Origin of the sequence: Paraburkholderia saeva, from assembly GCF_907164555.1 — a bacterium.
Lineage (GTDB): Bacteria > Pseudomonadota > Gammaproteobacteria > Burkholderiales > Burkholderiaceae > Paraburkholderia > Paraburkholderia saeva.
In genome coordinates this window covers 184,191-201,696 of the sequence record NZ_CAJQZC010000008.1, presented here as the reverse complement: position 1 = coordinate 201,696, position 17,506 = coordinate 184,191, and the positions used below count along the sequence as shown (strand labels likewise).

Here is a 17,506-nt window from a genome sequence, read left to right as displayed (position 1 = left end):
CCTACCCCCTCACCCAGCGCTCGATGCGCTGCGTCAGACGCGGTGCGTCCGCGACATCGCTGTTAGCGAGGAGAGAGCGCCACGCGCCCTGCGGCTTGCCCTGCACATAGCGGCGTTCCTGCATCACCTGGCCATCCGCCGCGTAGCGGCGCGCGGTTCCATGCAGCAGATCCGCGCGATAGGGCGAAACCTGCGACAGCGCGCCGTCTTCGGCGTAGTCGAGCGTTTCGCCTTCGAGCACACCCAGCCTGTACCGCGCACGACGCACCACCACACCGTCGTGCATGAAGAGCGCTTCGCCGTCGGGCACGCCCTTCACATAGTTCACGCGCGACGTAGCGAGGCCGCCTGGCGCGTAGGTCAGGCTCTCGCCGTGCAGTTGTCCCAGCGCGTAGTGCTGGCGGCTCGCGATCGCGCCTTTTTGCCACTGGGTGACGAGGCCGTGCAGCTTGCCATCCACGTAGTGCGATTCGAGAATCGGCGCACCGGACGCATCGAATGCACGCAACGGCCCGGACAGCACGCCAAGCGCGAACATGGCGTTCATCAACACCGTGCCGTCGGTCCCATAGCGCACCATCTCGCCGTGCTGCACGTCGCCGGCAAACGACATCCGGGTGACGAGACGCCCCGCGTTGTCGTGCACATCGACGATGCGCATCGCGCTGGCGGGTGACCCGGAATGGGCGAGAGAGGGGGCGGCGTTCATCGTCGTTCTAGTTGAGCTTGATGAGCGAGCCTTTCAGCTCGAGGATGCCGCCGCTTTGCACCGTATGCGCCGCACTGGCTTTCTGCTGGACCTCAGGCGCGTCGTTGGTCAGCGTGGCGCCTGCCTTGTTCGTGAGCGTCGTGCCCGCCTTGTTGTCGAGCGACGTGCCGGCCTGATTCAGCAGCGCCGCGCCCGACTTGATCGTGACCGATCCGCTGACATCGATCACCAGATCGCCGCTCACCTTCAACTGATAGTTGCCCGTCACGCTCTGCGTGAACGCTGCGTGATTCGTATGCGTTTCGTCGCCGGTTACGTCGAGCGCGCGCGTGCCCTTTACGTTGTGCGTTTCGTTGCCCGCCTGCACGTCGACCGTGCGATCGCCCTTTTGCAGCACGTGGGTTTCGGCGCCCGCTTTCACCGTCGTCGCAAGCGCGTTTTCGATCTCGACGGTCATGTCTTTCTGCGCGTGGAAATACAGCTCCTCCGAGCCCGACTTGTCTTCCATCCGCATTTCGTTGCCCGCGGTGCCTTCCTTCGACGTGCGCGAACGCATGACGCTCTGCGTCTGCAGGCCGGGCAGTGCGACGGGCAAGGTCGACTGCAGGTTGTAGACGCTGCCGGTGACGAGCGGCCGGTCCGGATCGCCGTCGACATAGCTCACCACGACCTCGTGTCCGACGCGCGGCAGAAAGAGATGCCCCCAGCCCTGTCCAGCGGACGACTGCACCACCCGCACCCAGCACGAACTGTTCTGGTCGGCCGTGGCGGAGCGGTCCCAGTGAAACTTCACCTTCACGCGGCCGTAGGCGTCGGTCCAGATTTCCTCGCCGGATGAACCGACCACGGTCGCCGTGTGCGTGCCGGCCACCACCGGCCGCGGCGTCACGAACGGCGCACGGAACGGCACCGTCTGCGGAAAGACCTCGAATTCGTTGCTGTATGCACCATTCGACGCGGAGTGCGTCACGGAACGCACGACGTACATCACGTTCAGCGCGGCGCTGGAATGACCCGCGAGCGTGAACGTCGTGCCCGCAGCGAGGCTGTAGCAGACGCTGCTGCCCGTGCCCGTCTGCTGATCGACGGATTGCGCGGCCGCACGTATCGCGGCCTTGCGGGTTGCGTCGGCCGCGTCGGCGTATTTGCCTGGATAGACATACTGCTCGCCCGCGGAGGCCGCCGCCGCGCTGTTCGCTGCGGCGCTGGAGGTTTGCGCCGTCAGATAGTCGTAGTCTGCGAACACCTGCGCGGACGCGCCCAGTCCCTGAACGAGTTCGAGGCGGCTGACGGCTTGCACCGCGGCATTGCTCATTGCGCCTGTGCTGACATGCAGCGTCGCGCTTTCCGCCGCGCCCGTTTGATGCGCCGACGGGGCGTCCGCCAGCACCATCGTGTGCACGCCGTCGGCGAAGGTGAAGAAGTAGAACATCCCTTCTTCCTCCATCAGCCGCGAGATGAACGAAAACGGGCTTTCGTCGAATTGCACGCAGTATTCGCGCACCGGGAAGGCCGCACCCGACAGCCGAAGCTCATAGGCGATGCTGAACGCGCCAAGAATCTGTTCGATGATCGCGAGCGCGCTCAGATTCTGATAGATCGCCCGGTTCCGGCCGAGTGTCAGCAGCATCAGCGAAGGTGCCATTTCCGCCGTGTAGTAGCCGTACTTCAGGTCGGCTCCCGCATTCACGAAACGCGTGACGATGCCGTTGAACCAGCGTTGCGGGCCGGTGGGTTGCTGCAGCGTCACCGTGACTTTCCTGCCCACCAGCACCGACGCATCGAGCGCCATGTCGAACGAGCGCATGCGCAACTGGAAGCGGAACAGCTCGGAGATCGCCTCGCGCCCGGCGAAGCCGTCCAGCAGCAGCACGTCCGTGCCGAGCGGCGTGCTGATCGATGCGAGACATCCCGTCTGGCTGGCGCTGGAATACATCGGCTCAGACCTCGTCCGTCGACAGGAAGTGGAAACCGACGTTGCCGGACGCGTCGAGCGAGAGATGCACTCCGCCGAACGCGGACTCCATCGAAATGCGTTCGAGAATCTGGCGTGCCAGTTCCGGCAGCACCGATTGCGTCAGAATGTGATCGACATTGCGCGCACCGCTATCGACCTCGGTGCAGCGCTGCGCGATCGCTTGCGCGAGTGCGTCGTCCCACGTGAGACGTGCATGATGATTGCGCTCGAAGCGTTCGGCCAGCCGCGCCAGCTTGAGTTCGACGATCGAGACGATCTGCGCGTCGCCCAGATGGTAGTAAGGCACGAGCGTCAGACGGCCAAGAAAAGCCGGACTGAAACGTGCGAGCAGCGCCGGACGCAGCCGCTCCACCAGTTCGGCCGGCGGCGGCCGCCGTCCGCCCTGGCTCGCCTCGGTGATCACGTCCTGCGCCGCATTCGACGTAAGCAGGATCACCGTATTGCGGAAGTCGATCGGCACGCCTTCGCCGTCTTCCATCACGCCCTTGTCGAACACCTGGAAGAACAGTTCCAGCACATCGGGATGCGCCTTTTCCATCTCGTCGAGCAGCACGACGCTATACGGGCGACGGCGCACGGCTTCGGTCAACGTGCCGCCGCGTCCGTAGCCGACATACCCGGGCGGCGCTCCCTTCAGCCCCGAGACGCTGTGCGCCTCCTGAAACTCCGACATGTTCACGGTGATCATGTTGCGCTCACCGCCATACAGCAGATCGGCGAGCGCGCAGGCGGTTTCAGTTTTACCCACGCCGCTCGGCCCAACCAGCAGGAACACGCCAACCGGCTTGCCCGGATCGTCGAGGTCCGCGCGGAACGTGCGAATGCGGCGCGCGATGGCATCGAGTGCTTCGTCCTGACCGACCACGCGCTCCGCGAGCTTTTCCTGCAGATACAGCACCGTGTGCAGTTCATCGGCCAGCATGCGGCCAACCGGAATGCCGGTCCAGCCTGCGATCACATTGGCAACCACCGCCGAACTCACGCACACCGGCACCATTGGCTCATCGTTCTGCACGGCTTCGAGGCCTTTTTCCAGCCGCGCGAGATTCGCGCCGAGCGATTCGCCGTCCTCGTCTTCGCCGATGCTGTCCGCGTTGTCGAGAAAGCGCGCGATCCGGCCGCGCCACGCGATGATTTCGCCAACCGCGCGTTTCTCGGTGACCAGTTTTTCAGTCAGACGCTGATGGCGGGTACGCGCATCGTCGAGCTGGCGGCTGGTCGCCGCAATCGCATCGGCGCGCTCGATGCCGGTCGCCGCTTCGTGACGCAGGATGCGCAACTGATGCGTGGCGCCGTCGATCGTGCGCTCCAACGCTTCGATTTCTTCCGGCATGCCGTTCTGCGCCACCGCGACGCGCGCGCAGGCCGTGTCGAGCACGCTGATGGCCTTGTCCGGCAACTGCCGCCCGCTGATGTACCGATGCGACAGCTTGACCGCGTCACGCACCGCGTCGTCGAGAATCTCGACACCGTGATGCTGTTCGAGCTTTTGCACCATGCCGCGCAACATATCGACGGCGACCGCTTCCGAAGGCTCTTCGACCTTCACGACCTGGAAGCGCCGCGCGAGCGCCGGATCGCGTTCGATGTACTTCTTGTATTCGGCCCACGTGGTCGCGGCAATCGTGCGCAGTTCGCCGCGCGCGAGCGCCGGCTTCAGCAGATTCGCCGCGTCGCCCTGCCCTTCGCTACCGCCTGCACCGATCAGCTGGTGCGCCTCGTCGATGAAGAGGATCACGGGGGTGGGCGACGCCGCCACTTCGGCAATCACCGATTTCAGCCGGTTCTCGAATTCGCCCTTCACGCCGGCACCCGCCTGCAGCAACGCCAGATCGAGCGAACGCACCGACACATTCAAGAGTGCCGGCGGCACCTCGCCACTCACGACGCGCTGCGCGAAGCCTTCGACGACCGCCGTTTTGCCGACGCCCGCCTCGCCGGTCAGAATCGGATTGTTCTGGCGACGCCGCAGCAGCACGTCGATCAGTTGACGGATTTCGCTGTCTCGCCCACGGATGGGATCGATCGCGCCTTCGCGCGCCAGCGCCGTCAGGTCGACCGTGTACTGTTCGAGCGCCGAACTCCGTGCACCCGCCACAGGCGCCGCGCCCGGCATGGCCGGTACTGCGCGTGACGATGCTGCGGTGCCGGACGTCGCGGCCGGTTCGCGCGCGCCGGCTTCAGCGGTGTCGACGAGCAGCGTCGGCAATGCGTCGCGCAGCGCCGCGCGTGGAATCTTCAGCAATGCAGGGGCCGACTCCAGCAACAGGCCACGCAGCGCCTCGACTTCGAGCAGCGCGAGCACCAGTGTGCCCGAGCGGACCTGCTGTTCGCCGAGCAGCATCGAGCTGAGCAACCAGGCTTCCTGGAAGAGCTGCGAGAAGTTCGGCGAAAGCGCGGGCGTGCGACCGTTGCCGCGCTTGAACTGATCGATCGCCGTTTGCAACTGCGATGCAAGCACCTCTCTCGCGACATCGAAATGCGCGAGAATCGCCTGCAGATCCGGCGCATTCGATTCCAGCAACTGCAGCAGCAGATGCTCGACGTCGACGTTGTAATGGGTTTGCCGCACGCAAAGCTGTGCGGCCTGCTCCATCGCGCGCCGGCATTCAGGATTAAGTCTGCCCAGCAAGGTTCGAATATCGATGTCCATAGGTCTCGACGTCAGGAGGTCTGCCGGGTGGCGGCACGCGCGGCCGGTGCCGCTGCGGGAGATGCCACGCGCAGCGCGAATCGCACGGGCTCGGGCCGGCGCGCGCCCGCAAGCCAGGAAGTCCAGCCCAGCCGCGCCGCAGTCCCTTTACCGCCGCCCACCGCGGCGCCATGCGGCGAGGACGCGTCGCGTTTCACGTTCAGTACGATCTGCACGTCGATGTCCTGCTGCACGTAGCTGTGGACAAGCCAGGCCGCAAGCTCATGATCGCGACCGCCGGGCAACAGGCCTGCAATCCGCGCGAGCGGCAGGTCGTCGAACTGGATCTGGATACCCGCGGCCTGATCCCACGTGCGCCGCCCCACCGCGTGCATGCCGCCAAGGCGTGTCGGTGCGTGCATGCCGCGGCCCGTGAGGCGCGCCGTGTCCGCTTCGTCCAGCTCGCGCCAGGCGCCGGTGAACTGCACGCCACGCGCTTTCAAACCGAGGCGCTCGGACAGCATCATCAACAGCCCCGCCATCGAACGCGGTGCGCCGCCGAGCACGCCTGCGTGGCGCGTCCAGAGTTGCGCGCCGTGCGGGCCGCGGGTGCCGCTGCGCAAACCAAGGTTACTGAGCGCATCGAGACATATCGAAGACGCGCTGGTTCGGGGCGCCTCGACGTGCAGTCCCGGCGCATGCTTTCTGCGGCCGCGATGCAAAAACGACAGAAACCGGTGGTTGAAAATGTCGAGCAGATCCGCCATTGCATGGTCGCGCGCGGCGCGACTCGCCAGCAGCATCTCGGTGTAGGCGATCGGCAGCGGGCCATTCGCGCCTGCGAGCGTGAAGGCCGGCGTCGAGAGCGTGTATGCACGGGCCTCTGCATCGGCTTCGCCATCCGCCGCTGCGCTTCGCGCCTGCACCGAACGGACGTCCGCGCCCTGGAATGCCATCGTCACGAAACCGGACAGCCGCACGGCTTCGCCCGCGCCGTTGCCGTGGCCGAGCGGCTGCGCGCCCGGCACCGCGCGTTCGAGCAGACTGATCGCCTGGAACAGGTCGAAGCTGTGAGGGCGCGCGATGAGCGTGGCGATCAAAGCAGCGACTGGTAGCCCGTCATTGGCTCCCATTGCTTCCATGTCTCGTCTCCACGGCGCACCACCAGCCGCACAAAGGAATTGACCGTCGTATAGAGGGCGAAGAAGCGCGCGAGGACGGCGCCCATCAGCAGCGGCGAGCCACCGACGAAGGCGTCCGCGTCGAACTCGACGGAGACTTCAGTGCCGCGACAGTAACCACGCCACGCGTCGCTGCCGACATACGCGGTGACACTGCGCGCCTGAACGCTCTTCAGGCCGCCGATCTGATCCTGTTCGCGGGCGCTGCCCGAAGCGAAGAGGCGCAACATCTGCTGTACCTGCGCACGCCCGGTCGCGCCGCTGACGAGCGCGCCGTGATTGAGCGTCAGAAGCGACACGAGCTGCCAAAGCGACTCGCCGTCGAGCGGCGGCGTACGCTGCACCGTCGGTTCGTATAGGCACCGAACGTTGGCCGTGTTCGACACATGCTCGACGCTGATCCGCGCGCCGACCGGCACCTGCTCCGCGAGTCGCCGGTTCGTGCACAGCACCTGCGCATAGACCACCGGCTGGGCCAGGCGGCTGGACACGTCGCCCGTCTCCACGAGGCTCAGATACATGTCGGTGCCCGACAGGTTCGCGCGCATGCTGCGCTCGCGGCGCGCCGACCAGAACATGCCCATGTCTTCCGACGCCGCATCGCCAGCGGCGGAAAACGGCGGTACGATAAACGCGCGGTCGGCGGAAGGATCGGACAGCGTCACCGAACTGATCGAGTGAATCTCCGTCATCGCTTCACGCCGCTGGTCCGCCACCAGCCGGTGTTCGTAGTGGCGGCGATCGAGCACTACAGGTTCGGTCGTCTGCAAAAAAAGATTGATGGCCGGCGTGCAGCCGAGCGCGAAATGACTGGCTTTCAGCATGCCGGAGCCGCGCTGCGCACGCTTCAGATGCAGCATGATTTCGCAGCTGCGTGCGCGGCCGAGGCTGCCGCGCGGCAGCGTCAGATCGAAGAAGTGAAACTTGCGCGGAAACGCAAAATACTCCTGCATCAAACCGTAAGCCGGCTGCGCGTTCGGCGGACGCGGCAGCACGTTGTCGTCCTCGCCGCAACCCACCTCGCGCCAGGCCGAAGCCGGCAGCGTGCATGCGGGCGCGTCCAGCGGCTTCACCGATACACCGTCCACGCCGACCACCAGCAGCTCGTAGAGCGGCATCGTCACCATCCAGTCGCCATGCAAATGGATGCGCAATGTCGTCAGTTCGAGTTCGGAAAAGTCCACGCCGTCCTTGCATTCGAGCGTGAGGGCCAGCGTCGTGTCGTCCGCGAAACGCGCGCGCGTGATCGCGACGGGCCACAACGTGGCGTCCCACGCCGTGCGAAACCGGCAGACTTCGCCGCTTTCCATGCGCGCCTGAAGACCCGTATGCCGCGGCACCCGAAAGCCCGCTGTCACCTTGCCTTGCGCCGGGTCGAGATCGAACTGCACGACGGTCATCGCGGGCACAGGCTGCACGAGCGACGGACACACGTTGTCGAGCAGCAGGGAGGCAACTTGCGGGAAGGTCTGATCCAGATCGCGATGCACGCGCGCGGCGAGAAACGCCGTTGCCTCGATCAGCCGTTCCGTGTGCGGATCCGGCGATTCGGCGCCATGCAGCGCAAGGCGTGAAGCCACCTTCGGATAACGCTGCGCGAACTCCGCGCCCTGCGTGCGCAGGTACGACAGTTCGCGTTTGTAGTAATGCAGGATGTCGTCGGACGCGGTGTCAGTCATGGTCCGTCCCGTGCAGATCGGCCGATGGCTCGCCCGCCGCCGAGAGTTCGAACGCCACGCGTGCGAGCCCCGTCGCCATACGCAGATCACCGCTTACCAACATGGCGGGCTGCGCTGACTGCGCGGCGTTCCCTGCGAAGCGAACCGTCACGTTCGCGAGCCTCGGCTCGAACAGCGTAATTGCGTGCTGGATGGCGGCGGCGATCGCGTCGCGATCACCGCCTGATTGAAGCGAGCGCGCCGAGAAATCGGGCACGCCATAGTCGATCACCGTGCCTTCGCTGGTTGCGAACGCATCGAATGCCAGACGCGAGCGCGTGCCGAGGAGCCGCCCCAGTTCGCGGGCAACGGATTCGCGCAGCGCGTCGCCTTCCAGCCACTGCTCATGCGAAGGCGCAGCGTCGCCGGCAACGAGGCGCTCGAACAGAGGCATCGGTGAACCGTTGATGATTGCCAGCATGACGCAGAACTCCCCGCTACGCTTTCGTTGCCCGGCCTGCTACACGTGCCGTCTTCAGGATGAAATCGCTTCGTTCTTCGCCAGGTCCCAGCCAAACGACGTGGTGCCCTTCTTCGATGAATCCACGTTCTGCTGCGTATATTCCGCCGTGACACCGGTGAAATGAATCGAAAAGGCATCCTGCATTTCACCGCCGCCCGACGAGTTGATCATCGAGATCATCGCGTTTTTCATCACGTACTTCATCTGCAGCATGAACTCGCCGTTTTCGTTGCGGCCAATCAGCAATGTGGCGTCGCCAAGCTTGGTGCCTTGCGCGCACGCCGAATACAGCGCGGTTGTCGACTGGTCGCTGTACTTGGAGAAACTGAACTCGGAGAAATTCGGGCGGCCCATGGTCCGCTCCGTATTCGCCGAATCAACGCCGATCGACAGCGTGATGCCTAGCGCAAAACTCGTCAGGATAATCTTGTCCTCGTATCCCTTGATAGTCGAATTGCCTTTGACGTCCTTGATGTCAAGAATGATCGTATCCATGAATTCCGTACCTCAGTGCTTCGGTTATAAGGGGCAAACGGCGGGCGTCAGGCCGCAGCCGCAGGCAGTTCGGCGACGAGCCGAAGCGAAGCCGTCAGTTCTTCCATCTGGAAGTGCGGCTTCAGGAAACAGGTTGCGCGGTACGCACCCGGCTTGCCCGGCACTTCGGTCACGTCCACGCGTGCTTCGCTCAGCGGAAAGCGCGCCTTGGAGGCTTGCGATGCCGCCGGATTGATCAGCACGTAGTCGGCAATCCAGTTGTTCAGGTAGTTTTCGACCTGACCGCGTGTCTGGAAGCTGCCCACCTTGTCGCGCATCATCACCTTCAGGTAGTGCGCAAAGCGCGACGCCGCGAGCACGTATGGCAGGCGCGCCGACAGTTGCGCGTTCGCGTTGGCTGCATCCTTGTTGAAGAGCTTCGGCTTGTTGGCCGTCTGGCTGCCGAAGAACGTCGCCGAGTTGGAGCCCTTCGAATTCACGATCGCGATGAAGCCGAGGTCGTTCAGTTCCTTTTCGCGGCGGTCGGTGATCGTCACCTCCGTCGGGCACTTCAGCGCGACGTCGCCTTCGTCGGTGCGGTACGTGTGCGCGACGAGGCCGTCGACCTTGCCGCCGCCCTCGACGCCACGGATCGCCGTCGACCAGCTATACATCGCGAACGAGTTCGTGATGCGCAGGCCGAGCTGGTACGCGGAGTTCGCCCACAGATACTTGCCGTGATCGGTGCCGTCGACGTCTTCTTCGAAGTTGAAGTTTTCGACCGGCTGCGTGTTCGCGCCGTACGGCAGGCGCGCCGCGTATGACGGCAGGACCAGCGACACGTAGCGCGAATCTTCCGCTTCACGGAAGCTGCGCCACGTCGTCAGCTCGGCGCTTTCGAATACCTTCGACAGGTCGCGCGTCACGCCCAGTTCGGTGAACGACTTGATGTCAAAGAGGCTCGGCGCGGCCGATGCGATGAACGGCGCATGCGCGGCCGCCGCCACCTTCGAGATACGTTCGAGCAATGCGATGTCCTGCGGGTGACGGCCGAACGCGTAGTCGCCGATCAGCAGCGAATACGGGTAGCCACCGAACGTTCCGTACTCTTCCTCGTAGACCTTCTTGAAGAGCACGCTCATGTCGTGATCCACCGCCGATTCGAGATCCTTCAGCAGTTCTTTTTTCGTCACGTTGAGCAGGCGCAGCTTCAGGTTCTGGCCTGTCTCAGTGCCATATACCATGTCGTGCAGGCCCGTCCACGATGCTTCGAGCGTCTGGAAAGCCGGATCGTGCATGATTGCGTTCAGCTGGTCCGACAGCAGACGGTCGATCTCCGCGACGCGTTCGTTGATCGTCGCAACGAGGCTCTTGTCGGGGCTCGTGCGCATGCCTTCATCGAGCACCTGCGAGGCGAGCTGGCCGATGAGCTGCTTCGCGTAGCCGCGCTGCGACGGCTCGATCGCCATGTTCCCTTCTTCAACGATACGTTCGAGAAGGCTCAATTCGCTGTGCGTCGTGACGACAGTACCCGTGGTCGATTCGGTGGCCGCGCTATTCGCGGCAGGCTTCGTTGCCATTCTGATCACCCTGGTGGAAAGTGTGTGCGGTTGCGTTTGCGGCAGGAGCGGCGATACGCCGGATCACTCGGATGCGGCTTCTTCCTGCTCTGACTGCTGCGGCTGCTGTGCCGGCTGTGATTGCGGCTGCGCGTGGCCGGCGTTCGCCTGGCTTTGCACCTTTTTCAGCTCGTCGGCGTCCTTGACGATGCGCTCGAGGATCGAATCCAGCTCATCGTTTCCGTCCAGCTTGCCGAGCAGATCGCGCAATTGCTGACGCGCTTCAAGCAGCTTCGCAAGACGCGGCACCTGGCGCACCAGGCTTTCCGGATGAAAATCCGAGAACTGGTCGAAGTTCAGTTCGATCTTGAGGTTGCCTTCGCCCTTCATCGTGTCCGGCACCGAGAGGTCGAGGCGCGGGCGGATCTTGCCCATGATTTCGTCGAAGTTATCGCGATCGATCTCGACGAAGCGGCGCTCTTTCAGCTTCGGCAACGGCGCAGATGGCTGCCCGGACAGATCCGCAAGCAGACCGACCACCATCGGCAGCTCGCGTTTTTCAACCGCGTCGCCCACCTCGACGTCGTACGTAATCTGAACGCGCGGCGGCCTGTTACGACCCACCCATTTTTGCAGACTGTTCGACATAAAACTCTCCGGAAAACGCCTAAAAAACGTTTGATGAATAGCTGAACCCCACGCGCGCCGCTCATCTATTCGGGCACGATGGAATTCGCCATAAAACGTAATTAAAAAAAGGCAAATAAAGGATGCGCAGGCCATGGACCGGACAGGTAGATGGCGCTCGCAGCTCATTTGCACGATCAGGTAATGCGGCTACCCTTCCGAAGGGTTTCGCGGTGCTGTCAGGAGATAACAGGCCGCACTGTCGAGCGCCGGTAGCGTACCGCTTGCACTCGCCCCCGCGGTTTCACCCTGCCCGTCGAGGTGCCGTGGTCAGCGGCGACGGTTCATCAGGGAAAAACCGAAACTATTTTCAATAGAGATTTCTAAACGCTACTGCCAGCTCTTTTTTCAAGTCAGGAACTGTGATGAATTTAAACGGAACGCTGAATGCCCGGCAATACCTGATATCAGGTATTTGGCTATCCTTTTTTTCACGCAAAAGCCGCGCACACAGTAGAACTCACTGTTTTCAGGTATTTGCTTTGCAGGGTTTCTGTGTATAGTGGCGTCGAATCTGCTGCGGGACGCGCTTCGCATCGAAGCACCCCAATAAAAGCAGCAGCACCTCCTGAGACCCGCTATCCATGATTGCAGATCCTATCGAGTCGCGTTTGCGACGGCTGCTTATCGTTGGACATGATTCCCTCACCCAGATCCGGCTGCGCGCCATTTTTGCGAGCCTCGGCTATGCCCACCGGGACGCGCTGTTCTTCGCGGACAGCATCGCCGAGACGGCCGGACTGCCGATCGACGATACGTTCGTGCTGGCATTGATTGCCGGAGAATTGCCCGATGGCGCCACGCTCGATCTGATCCGCAGCCTGCAGGATCGTCAACGCGGACTGCCGGTTGTCGTGATAGCCGAGCAGCGCAATGAACTCGATATTCTGGCGATGCTGCACGCGGGCGCGGCAGGTTATGTGCTCAAAAGTCGGGATGATGTGGAGTTGGCTCTCTACATCCGCAGCGCGCTGTGCGGCGGCACACCTATCGACCCGTTCGTGGCGAGGCGGCTTCTCGATGTGCTCAACCGCGCAGGCAGGATGCTGGTGCCACCGGTGTCGAGTGAGCCGGCCGTCCCGCCGAAAAGCAGCCTGAGCGCGCGGGAAACTGAGATTCTCGATTTTGTCGGCAGAGGGTTGAGTAACCGCGAGATTTCCTGCCTCCTGTCTCTTTCCACGTTGACCGTGGAATCGCACCTTAAGAATATTTTTCGGAAGCTGGCGGTAAAGCGGCGTACGCAGGCCATTCTTGAGGCGCGTGCACGGGGGTTGTTGCCTTAGGGCGGGGAAAGCGGAGTGCGAATGCGCTTCTGAGCTTGCGGCTGCCGACGATGGAGCGAAACATGACGCGGCCCAACCATCCTGGACGTCGGCCAATGCGCCAATTTCTGCTCGAACATCGCTTCCACCTCGGGCCACTCTGAATCGGTGATGCTGAAACGCACAGAGTTGCGTTTCCTGCCGTCCGGCATGATTCGTTCGTTGCGAACGATACCATCCTGCGTCGCACCGATACGCAGAATGGCCGCTCTCGATTTTTCGTTGGGTTCGTCGGTCGTGAACCGTATCCGTACGCACTTCATAATTTCAACCGCGTGAGTCAGCGGGAGATATTTGGGACGCTGTCGCAACAAGGCGTCAAGGTAAAATTTGGCTAATGGAAATTGCTGGCGACCGCGATGGCCAAGACGACGAAGACGCCACGCAAGACGTTGCCACCTGGCATCGGGAAGGTGATGAAGCGACTGCACTATCCGCTCGATGTAATCCTGATGTGCGTGCGGTGGTACGTGGCTTATTCGCTGAGCCTGCGAAACCTCGAGGAAATGAGGCGGCATCGTTCTCTTTACGCTGCCGTGGCATTTCTATAGTTCGCCGACCGCAATCAACTGCTTTGCCGGCACGATCGGCGGCGTTCCCGGACCGCTCTACGGAATCATGGTGGCGGACTATGACTTCGTCAAACGGCAGGAAATCAGACCCAACGATCTCTATTCGGCTTTGGCAGGCGGTCGCTATTACTACGCCCACGGATGGAATCTCGCGGCGGCAGGGGCGCTCATTCCGTCTGCCATTTCATGAGTCTGGTACCGGCGTTCGATTTCGTCGGCCCGTTCAACTGGTTCTTCTCTGCCGCAGCGGGCGCGATGCCGTACACGGCGCTCGTCAGAAAGTCTCGACGCATGCAGAGCGCTGCGCAATTTACCGCCAGTCAGCTTAGCGAGTGAACGCGGGCACCCCTCGTTCGACGTCGCTCCGCATGCGTGGGCGGAGTGTCGTTTCGACGACGAAAGGGACATGGCTAAACCCAAACTCGACGACGAACTTTGGGCACTCATCGAACCGTTGCTGCCTCCGGCGAAACCAAGGCGAAGCCGTTATCCAGGGCGCAAGCCGCTCGATGATCGTGCGCTACTCTCGGGCATCCTGTGCATCCTGCTGACGGGCGTGCGCTGGAACCTGCTGCCTCGTGAGATGGACTGCGGCAGCGGCATGAGTAGCTGGCGCCGTCGGCGCGACTGGCAAGCCGCCGGCGCCTGGGATCGGCTGCGCGAGGTCCTGCTCGCAAAGCTACGCGAGGCCGACCGGATGGACTGGTCCCGTGTCGTTGTCGATTCCTCCTTGTGGCGGAAGGCCGCCGGAGTCGAACCGACCAGGGAGTGTCTGACACCCCCTACTGGGTTTGAAGCCCAGCCGCACCACCGGATGCGAATGCCTTCCTTCGGTAAACTGACCACGCACCACGCGACGTCTAAAACCCATCGAGCAGGCGACTGTCGATACGCAACAGATGAACATCGCGGTGGAAGCGAGTATATCCAACGCGATCAAAGAACTCCAGAATCTGGATTGACCGCTTGCGGCCAAGCCCCGTTGCGTCGCGAAACGCTGCGGCATTCACCTTGCCTTCATGCAATCGGGCAATTTCGCCCACGATGTTTGCCATCTCGCGCACAACACCATGGTGATAAAACAGATCGCGCACGACCTGGTGCACGTCGCCTTGTCGCGCGAGTTTTCGCATCAACTGCCTGATCCGTTCCTCGGATTCGCTCAACTGGCTCGCAAGATCTCGAACCCATGGTGGATCGAAGCGTCCTTTCTCAACCAGTGGCAAAAGAAGAACCGCGAGCGCCTGTTCAGATTCATCGAGCGTCACCGCGTGGTCCGGCAAATGCAGCCAGGGGCCGCTTCGGACGATCGCATGGTCCGTCAGCATCGTCTCGATCAACGCGCGCCACAATGAATCGTGCCATAGCGGCGCTGCGATTCGTCGCAGACGTGCCGCGTCTGGCCCCTGCTCGTCGGGCGAGCGCGCATGAAAACGCCTCAAGGCGTCGAGGGTCCGCTGCTGCATGTCTTCGATATGCCGACGCAAGACGATGAACGCATCGTCGGCCGTCTTGCCGTGAAGCGGTATTTCGATTGCGTCGTCAGGCAATTGCAGCGCGTGTAATGGCAGGCCCGTGAGATGCATGAGCGTGGAGCGCTGCATACCGCGTGGCGATTGCGCGAGCATCGCATCGATGCGCGCTTCGTCAAGCCATGCCGTCAGCGCATCGAGCCACGCGCGGCGCTCCGGCGTACGACGTTTGCGCCCGGGGCCAAACGGATCGAGCACGCGACCGCCGCCCACGGTACGCGTCGCCTGCGCGTTGCGCACGACGAAGCGATCGCCCGACAGCGCGACGAGTGGCCTGTCGAACACAAGTTGTACGCGTGCGCGGCTGCCCGCAACCAGATCGTCGCCATCGAGTAGCGCGACGTGCGCAACCTGATGCGTCGTGCCCAGGTGAACGTGCAACGGCGCCCAATGCTGCAACGTGATGCCTGCCCCCGGTAGCAAGGTCAGTTCGACGTCGAGCCGTTCCGATGTTGCGGCAAGACGCGCATCGACAATCCAGTCGCCGCGGGAAATGGCGTCCTTGTCGATGCCGGCGAGATTCAGCGCACATCGCTGACCCGCATGCCCGAGATCCGTCGCGCGGTTCTGCGCATGGATGCTGCGCACGCGCACTGGCACGCCCGCAGGCGCGAGCAGCATGGTTTCACCCGTCGCGACCTTGCCTGAGAAAACGGTCCCAGTGACAATCGTGCCCTGCCCGGCCAGCGTAAACACACGGTCGACGGCAAGACGAAACAGACCGTCGTCACGACGCGCACTCCACTGGGTCGCGGTCGAGCGGAGATGGGCATTCAGTGCAGCCACGCCCGGATCGTCCGCCCGCGTCGCGTTGGTTTCGAAGAAGGGTGCATCGGCCAACGGAGTCGGTGCGAGAAACGCCGTGATTTCACTGCGAACTTCCGCCAGTCTCGCGGCATCAACACGATCGATCTTCGTGAGCGCGACCGCGCCGCGCCCGACGCCGAGTAGTTGAAGGATCGCCAGATGCTCGCGCGTTTGTGGCATGACGCCGTCGTCCGCTGCAATCACGAGCAACGCGAAGTCGATACCACAAGCGCCGGCAGTCATGGTGTGGACGAGCTTCTCGTGTCCCGGCACGTCGATCAGACCGAGCACATCGCCATTGTCGAGCGGAGTATAGGCATAGCCAAGTTCGATCGAAATGCCGCGCGCTTTCTCTTCCTTGAGACGGTCAGTATCCACACCCGTCAACGCGCGCACGAGCGTCGTCTTGCCATGATCGATATGACCTGCGGTGCCCACGATCACGCGCGCAACTCCGCACATTGGGCGATGAAGCGCGCTTCATCCCCGGCTTCGAGACAACGCAGATCGAGCCGGAGCGCGTCGTCCGCAATACGGCCGATGACTGGCCTGGGCAGTGCGCGCAGGCTCTTTTCCAGTTTTAGCAGCGCACTGCCGCTGCGCTTGCCGGACACACTGCGCACAACAAGGCCATACCCCGGCAACTGGTCGACCGGCAGCGCGCCGCTACCGATCTGGCTGAACACCGGCTCGATGGATACGCTATACCGTTCGCCCAGTGCCTGTTGCAGGGCCGGCATCACACGCTCGGCGGCGGCACGTATTTCGGTTGCGGGGCGTGTGAGCAAACGCAGCGTCGTCAGACGTTCACGCAGAAATTCCGGCGCCTGATAAAGGCGCAGCACGGGCTCTAGCGCCGCAAGCGTCAGCTTGCCGACGCGCAATGCGCGCTTGAGGGGATGCTTCCTGATCCGTGCAATCAGGTCTTTGCGCCCGGCGATGATCCCCGCCTGCGGTCCGCCTAGCAGCTTGTCGCCGCTAAACGTGACAAGGTCGGCGCCAGCGGCGATCGTCTCGCGTACGGTTGGCTCGCGAGGCAGCCCCCATTGCGCGAGATCGACAAGCGTGCCGCTGCCTAGATCGACTGCGACCGGCAGGCCATGCGCCCGCGCGAGCGGCGCGAGCGCATCGAGTTCGACCGCTTTGGTGAAGCCATTGATTGCGTAGTTGCTGCAATGCACTTTCATGAGCATCGCCGTGCGCGCGCCGATCGCTTCCTCGTAATCCTTCAGATGCGTGCGATTGGTCGTGCCGACTTCGCGCAGCCGCGCACCGGCACGGCTCATGATGTCGGGGATCCGGAACGCGCCGCCGATCTCCACCAGTTCGCCTCGGGATACGATGACTTCTTTCCTTGAAGCCAATGCAGCGAGCGTGAGCAGTACCGCGGCTGCGTTGTTGTTCACGATGGTGGCAGCTTCGGCGCCCGTGAGCTCGCAGATCAGGTCGTCGATGAGATCGTCGCGATCGCCGCGGCTCCCTGCTTCCAGATCGAATTCGAGGTTGACGGGGTGCGTCATTGCGTCGACGACGGCGCGCACGGCGGCGTCAGGCAACAATGCGCGACCGAGGTTCGTGTGCAGCACGGTGCCGGTCAGATTGAACACGGCACGCACGTGGCTTTGCGCGCGTTGGGCGAGCATGCGGGCGACGTCGCTGGCGATATCCGCCTCGTCGAGCGAAGCGGCGCTCGCGCGCACCGGTTCCGACTGGATCTGTTTGCGGCGCTCGTCCAGCGTCGCGCGAACGGCGGCCAGCACCTGGGTACGGCCGTATGCGTCGATGGACGGTTGCATGAGCGCCGACGACATCAAGCGCTCGACTGAAGGCACGCGCGCCAGTAGCGCGTTCAGTCCGATACCCGACACTTCG

Annotated in this window: 14 protein-coding genes, 1 tRNA gene and 3 pseudogenes; 5 read left to right on the top strand and 13 right to left on the bottom strand. The window is 63.2% G+C overall.

The window, feature by feature from the left end; translation table 11 throughout:
* Position 1: 1 nt before the first annotated feature.
* From LPA36_RS20980 to tssB, 9 genes are all read right to left on the bottom strand, one after another.
* Entirely contained in the window at positions 2-709 is a 708-nt protein-coding gene (locus LPA36_RS20980; protein ID WP_228880939.1) for a toxin-antitoxin system YwqK family antitoxin, read from the bottom strand.
* Positions 710-716: 7 nt separating this feature from the next.
* Positions 717-2,645: a type VI secretion system Vgr family protein gene (locus LPA36_RS20975; protein WP_228880936.1), complete on the bottom strand. Its 1,929-nt coding sequence runs from the start codon at positions 2,643-2,645 to the stop codon at positions 717-719.
* Positions 2,646-2,649: 4 nt separating this feature from the next.
* The gene (gene tssH / locus LPA36_RS20970; RefSeq protein WP_228880934.1) at positions 2,650-5,340 is read right to left on the bottom strand and encodes a type VI secretion system ATPase TssH; all 2,691 of its coding nucleotides are present in this window, start codon (positions 5,338-5,340) and stop codon (positions 2,650-2,652) included.
* 11 nt (positions 5,341-5,351) lie between these two features.
* Positions 5,352-6,461: a type VI secretion system baseplate subunit TssG gene (gene tssG, locus LPA36_RS20965; protein ID WP_228880932.1), complete on the bottom strand. Its 1,110-nt coding sequence runs from the start codon at positions 6,459-6,461 to the stop codon at positions 5,352-5,354.
* On the bottom strand, positions 6,416-8,179 hold the full coding sequence (tssF, locus tag LPA36_RS20960) for a type VI secretion system baseplate subunit TssF (RefSeq protein WP_228880930.1): 1,764 nt from the start codon (positions 8,177-8,179) through the stop codon (positions 6,416-6,418). Before tssF ends, tssG begins: the two co-directional genes overlap by 46 nt.
* Positions 8,172-8,639, bottom strand: coding sequence for a type VI secretion system baseplate subunit TssE (gene tssE / locus LPA36_RS20955; protein WP_228880928.1), 468 nt, complete (start codon positions 8,637-8,639; stop codon positions 8,172-8,174). The genes tssF and tssE overlap by 8 nt, the downstream gene beginning before the upstream one ends.
* Before the next feature lie 54 nt (positions 8,640-8,693).
* Complete coding sequence (locus LPA36_RS20950) at positions 8,694-9,176, bottom strand: Hcp family type VI secretion system effector (RefSeq protein WP_228880927.1); 483 nt, start codon at positions 9,174-9,176, stop codon at positions 8,694-8,696.
* Positions 9,177-9,223: 47 nt separating this feature from the next.
* Complete coding sequence (gene tssC, locus LPA36_RS20945) at positions 9,224-10,735, bottom strand: type VI secretion system contractile sheath large subunit (protein WP_228880926.1); 1,512 nt, start codon at positions 10,733-10,735, stop codon at positions 9,224-9,226.
* A gap of 63 nt (positions 10,736-10,798) precedes the next feature.
* Entirely contained in the window at positions 10,799-11,362 is a 564-nt protein-coding gene (tssB, locus tag LPA36_RS20940) for a type VI secretion system contractile sheath small subunit (RefSeq protein WP_228881155.1), read from the bottom strand.
* 623 nt (positions 11,363-11,985) lie between these two features.
* Here tssB and LPA36_RS20935 point away from each other — a divergent pair.
* Entirely contained in the window at positions 11,986-12,684 is a 699-nt protein-coding gene (locus LPA36_RS20935; RefSeq protein WP_228880925.1) for a response regulator transcription factor, read from the top strand.
* Between the two features lie 98 nt (positions 12,685-12,782).
* Here the strand turns inward: LPA36_RS20935 and LPA36_RS20930 are convergent.
* Positions 12,783-13,019, bottom strand: a pseudogene (locus LPA36_RS20930) (GNAT family N-acetyltransferase); the annotation flags it as partial.
* Positions 13,020-13,082: 63 nt separating this feature from the next.
* Here LPA36_RS20930 and LPA36_RS20925 point away from each other — a divergent pair.
* From LPA36_RS20925 to LPA36_RS20915, 4 genes and pseudogenes are all read left to right on the top strand, one after another.
* A pseudogene (locus LPA36_RS20925) lies at positions 13,083-13,250 on the top strand (IS6 family transposase); the annotation flags it as partial.
* Positions 13,240-13,485, top strand: coding sequence for a cytosine permease (locus LPA36_RS29615; RefSeq protein ID WP_407674314.1), 246 nt, complete (start codon positions 13,240-13,242; stop codon positions 13,483-13,485). The pseudogene LPA36_RS20925 and the gene LPA36_RS29615, both read left to right, overlap by 11 nt.
* Positions 13,482-13,631 (top strand): hypothetical protein, encoded by a 150-nt coding sequence (locus tag LPA36_RS20920; protein WP_228880924.1) that lies wholly within the window; start codon positions 13,482-13,484, stop codon positions 13,629-13,631. The genes LPA36_RS29615 and LPA36_RS20920 overlap by 4 nt, the downstream gene beginning before the upstream one ends.
* A gap of 70 nt (positions 13,632-13,701) precedes the next feature.
* Positions 13,702-14,058 (top strand): annotated as a pseudogene (locus tag LPA36_RS20915) (transposase); the annotation flags it as partial.
* Here the strand turns inward: LPA36_RS20915 and LPA36_RS20910 are convergent.
* The 3 genes from LPA36_RS20910 to selA all read right to left on the bottom strand — a co-directional run bounded on the left by LPA36_RS20910 (position 14,029) and on the right by selA (position 17,502).
* Positions 14,029-14,124, bottom strand: a tRNA-Sec gene (locus LPA36_RS20910). The pseudogene LPA36_RS20915 and the gene LPA36_RS20910 sit on opposite strands and share 30 nt — an antisense overlap.
* 31 nt (positions 14,125-14,155) lie before the next feature.
* A complete protein-coding gene (gene selB, locus LPA36_RS20905; RefSeq protein WP_228880922.1) occupies positions 14,156-16,078 on the bottom strand; it encodes a selenocysteine-specific translation elongation factor in 1,923 nt (640 codons plus the stop codon).
* Complete coding sequence (gene selA, locus LPA36_RS20900) at positions 16,075-17,502, bottom strand: L-seryl-tRNA(Sec) selenium transferase (protein WP_228881153.1); 1,428 nt, start codon at positions 17,500-17,502, stop codon at positions 16,075-16,077. The genes selB and selA overlap by 4 nt, the downstream gene beginning before the upstream one ends.
* Positions 17,503-17,506: the final 4 nt, after the last annotated feature.

What these genes read in the sequence shown, in the direction of transcription:
- LPA36_RS20980 (WP_228880939.1), bottom strand. Translation starts at nt 709, where the DNA reads ATGAACGCCGCCCCCTCTCTCGCCCATTCCGGGTCACCCGCCAGCGCG.
- LPA36_RS20975 (WP_228880936.1), bottom strand. Translation starts at nt 2,645, where the DNA reads ATGTATTCCAGCGCCAGCCAGACGGGATGTCTCGCATCGATCAGCACG.
- tssH (WP_228880934.1), bottom strand. Translation starts at nt 5,340, where the DNA reads ATGGACATCGATATTCGAACCTTGCTGGGCAGACTTAATCCTGAATGC.
- tssG (WP_228880932.1), bottom strand. Translation starts at nt 6,461, where the DNA reads ATGGAAGCAATGGGAGCCAATGACGGGCTACCAGTCGCTGCTTTGATC.
- tssF (WP_228880930.1), bottom strand. Translation starts at nt 8,179, where the DNA reads ATGACTGACACCGCGTCCGACGACATCCTGCATTACTACAAACGCGAA.
- tssE (WP_228880928.1), bottom strand. Translation starts at nt 8,639, where the DNA reads ATGCTGGCAATCATCAACGGTTCACCGATGCCTCTGTTCGAGCGCCTC.
- LPA36_RS20950 (WP_228880927.1), bottom strand. Translation starts at nt 9,176, where the DNA reads ATGGATACGATCATTCTTGACATCAAGGACGTCAAAGGCAATTCGACT.
- tssC (WP_228880926.1), bottom strand. Translation starts at nt 10,735, where the DNA reads ATGGCAACGAAGCCTGCCGCGAATAGCGCGGCCACCGAATCGACCACG.
- tssB (WP_228881155.1), bottom strand. Translation starts at nt 11,362, where the DNA reads ATGTCGAACAGTCTGCAAAAATGGGTGGGTCGTAACAGGCCGCCGCGC.
- LPA36_RS20935 (WP_228880925.1), top strand. Translation starts at nt 11,986, where the DNA reads ATGATTGCAGATCCTATCGAGTCGCGTTTGCGACGGCTGCTTATCGTT.
- LPA36_RS20920 (WP_228880924.1), top strand. Translation starts at nt 13,482, where the DNA reads ATGAGTCTGGTACCGGCGTTCGATTTCGTCGGCCCGTTCAACTGGTTC.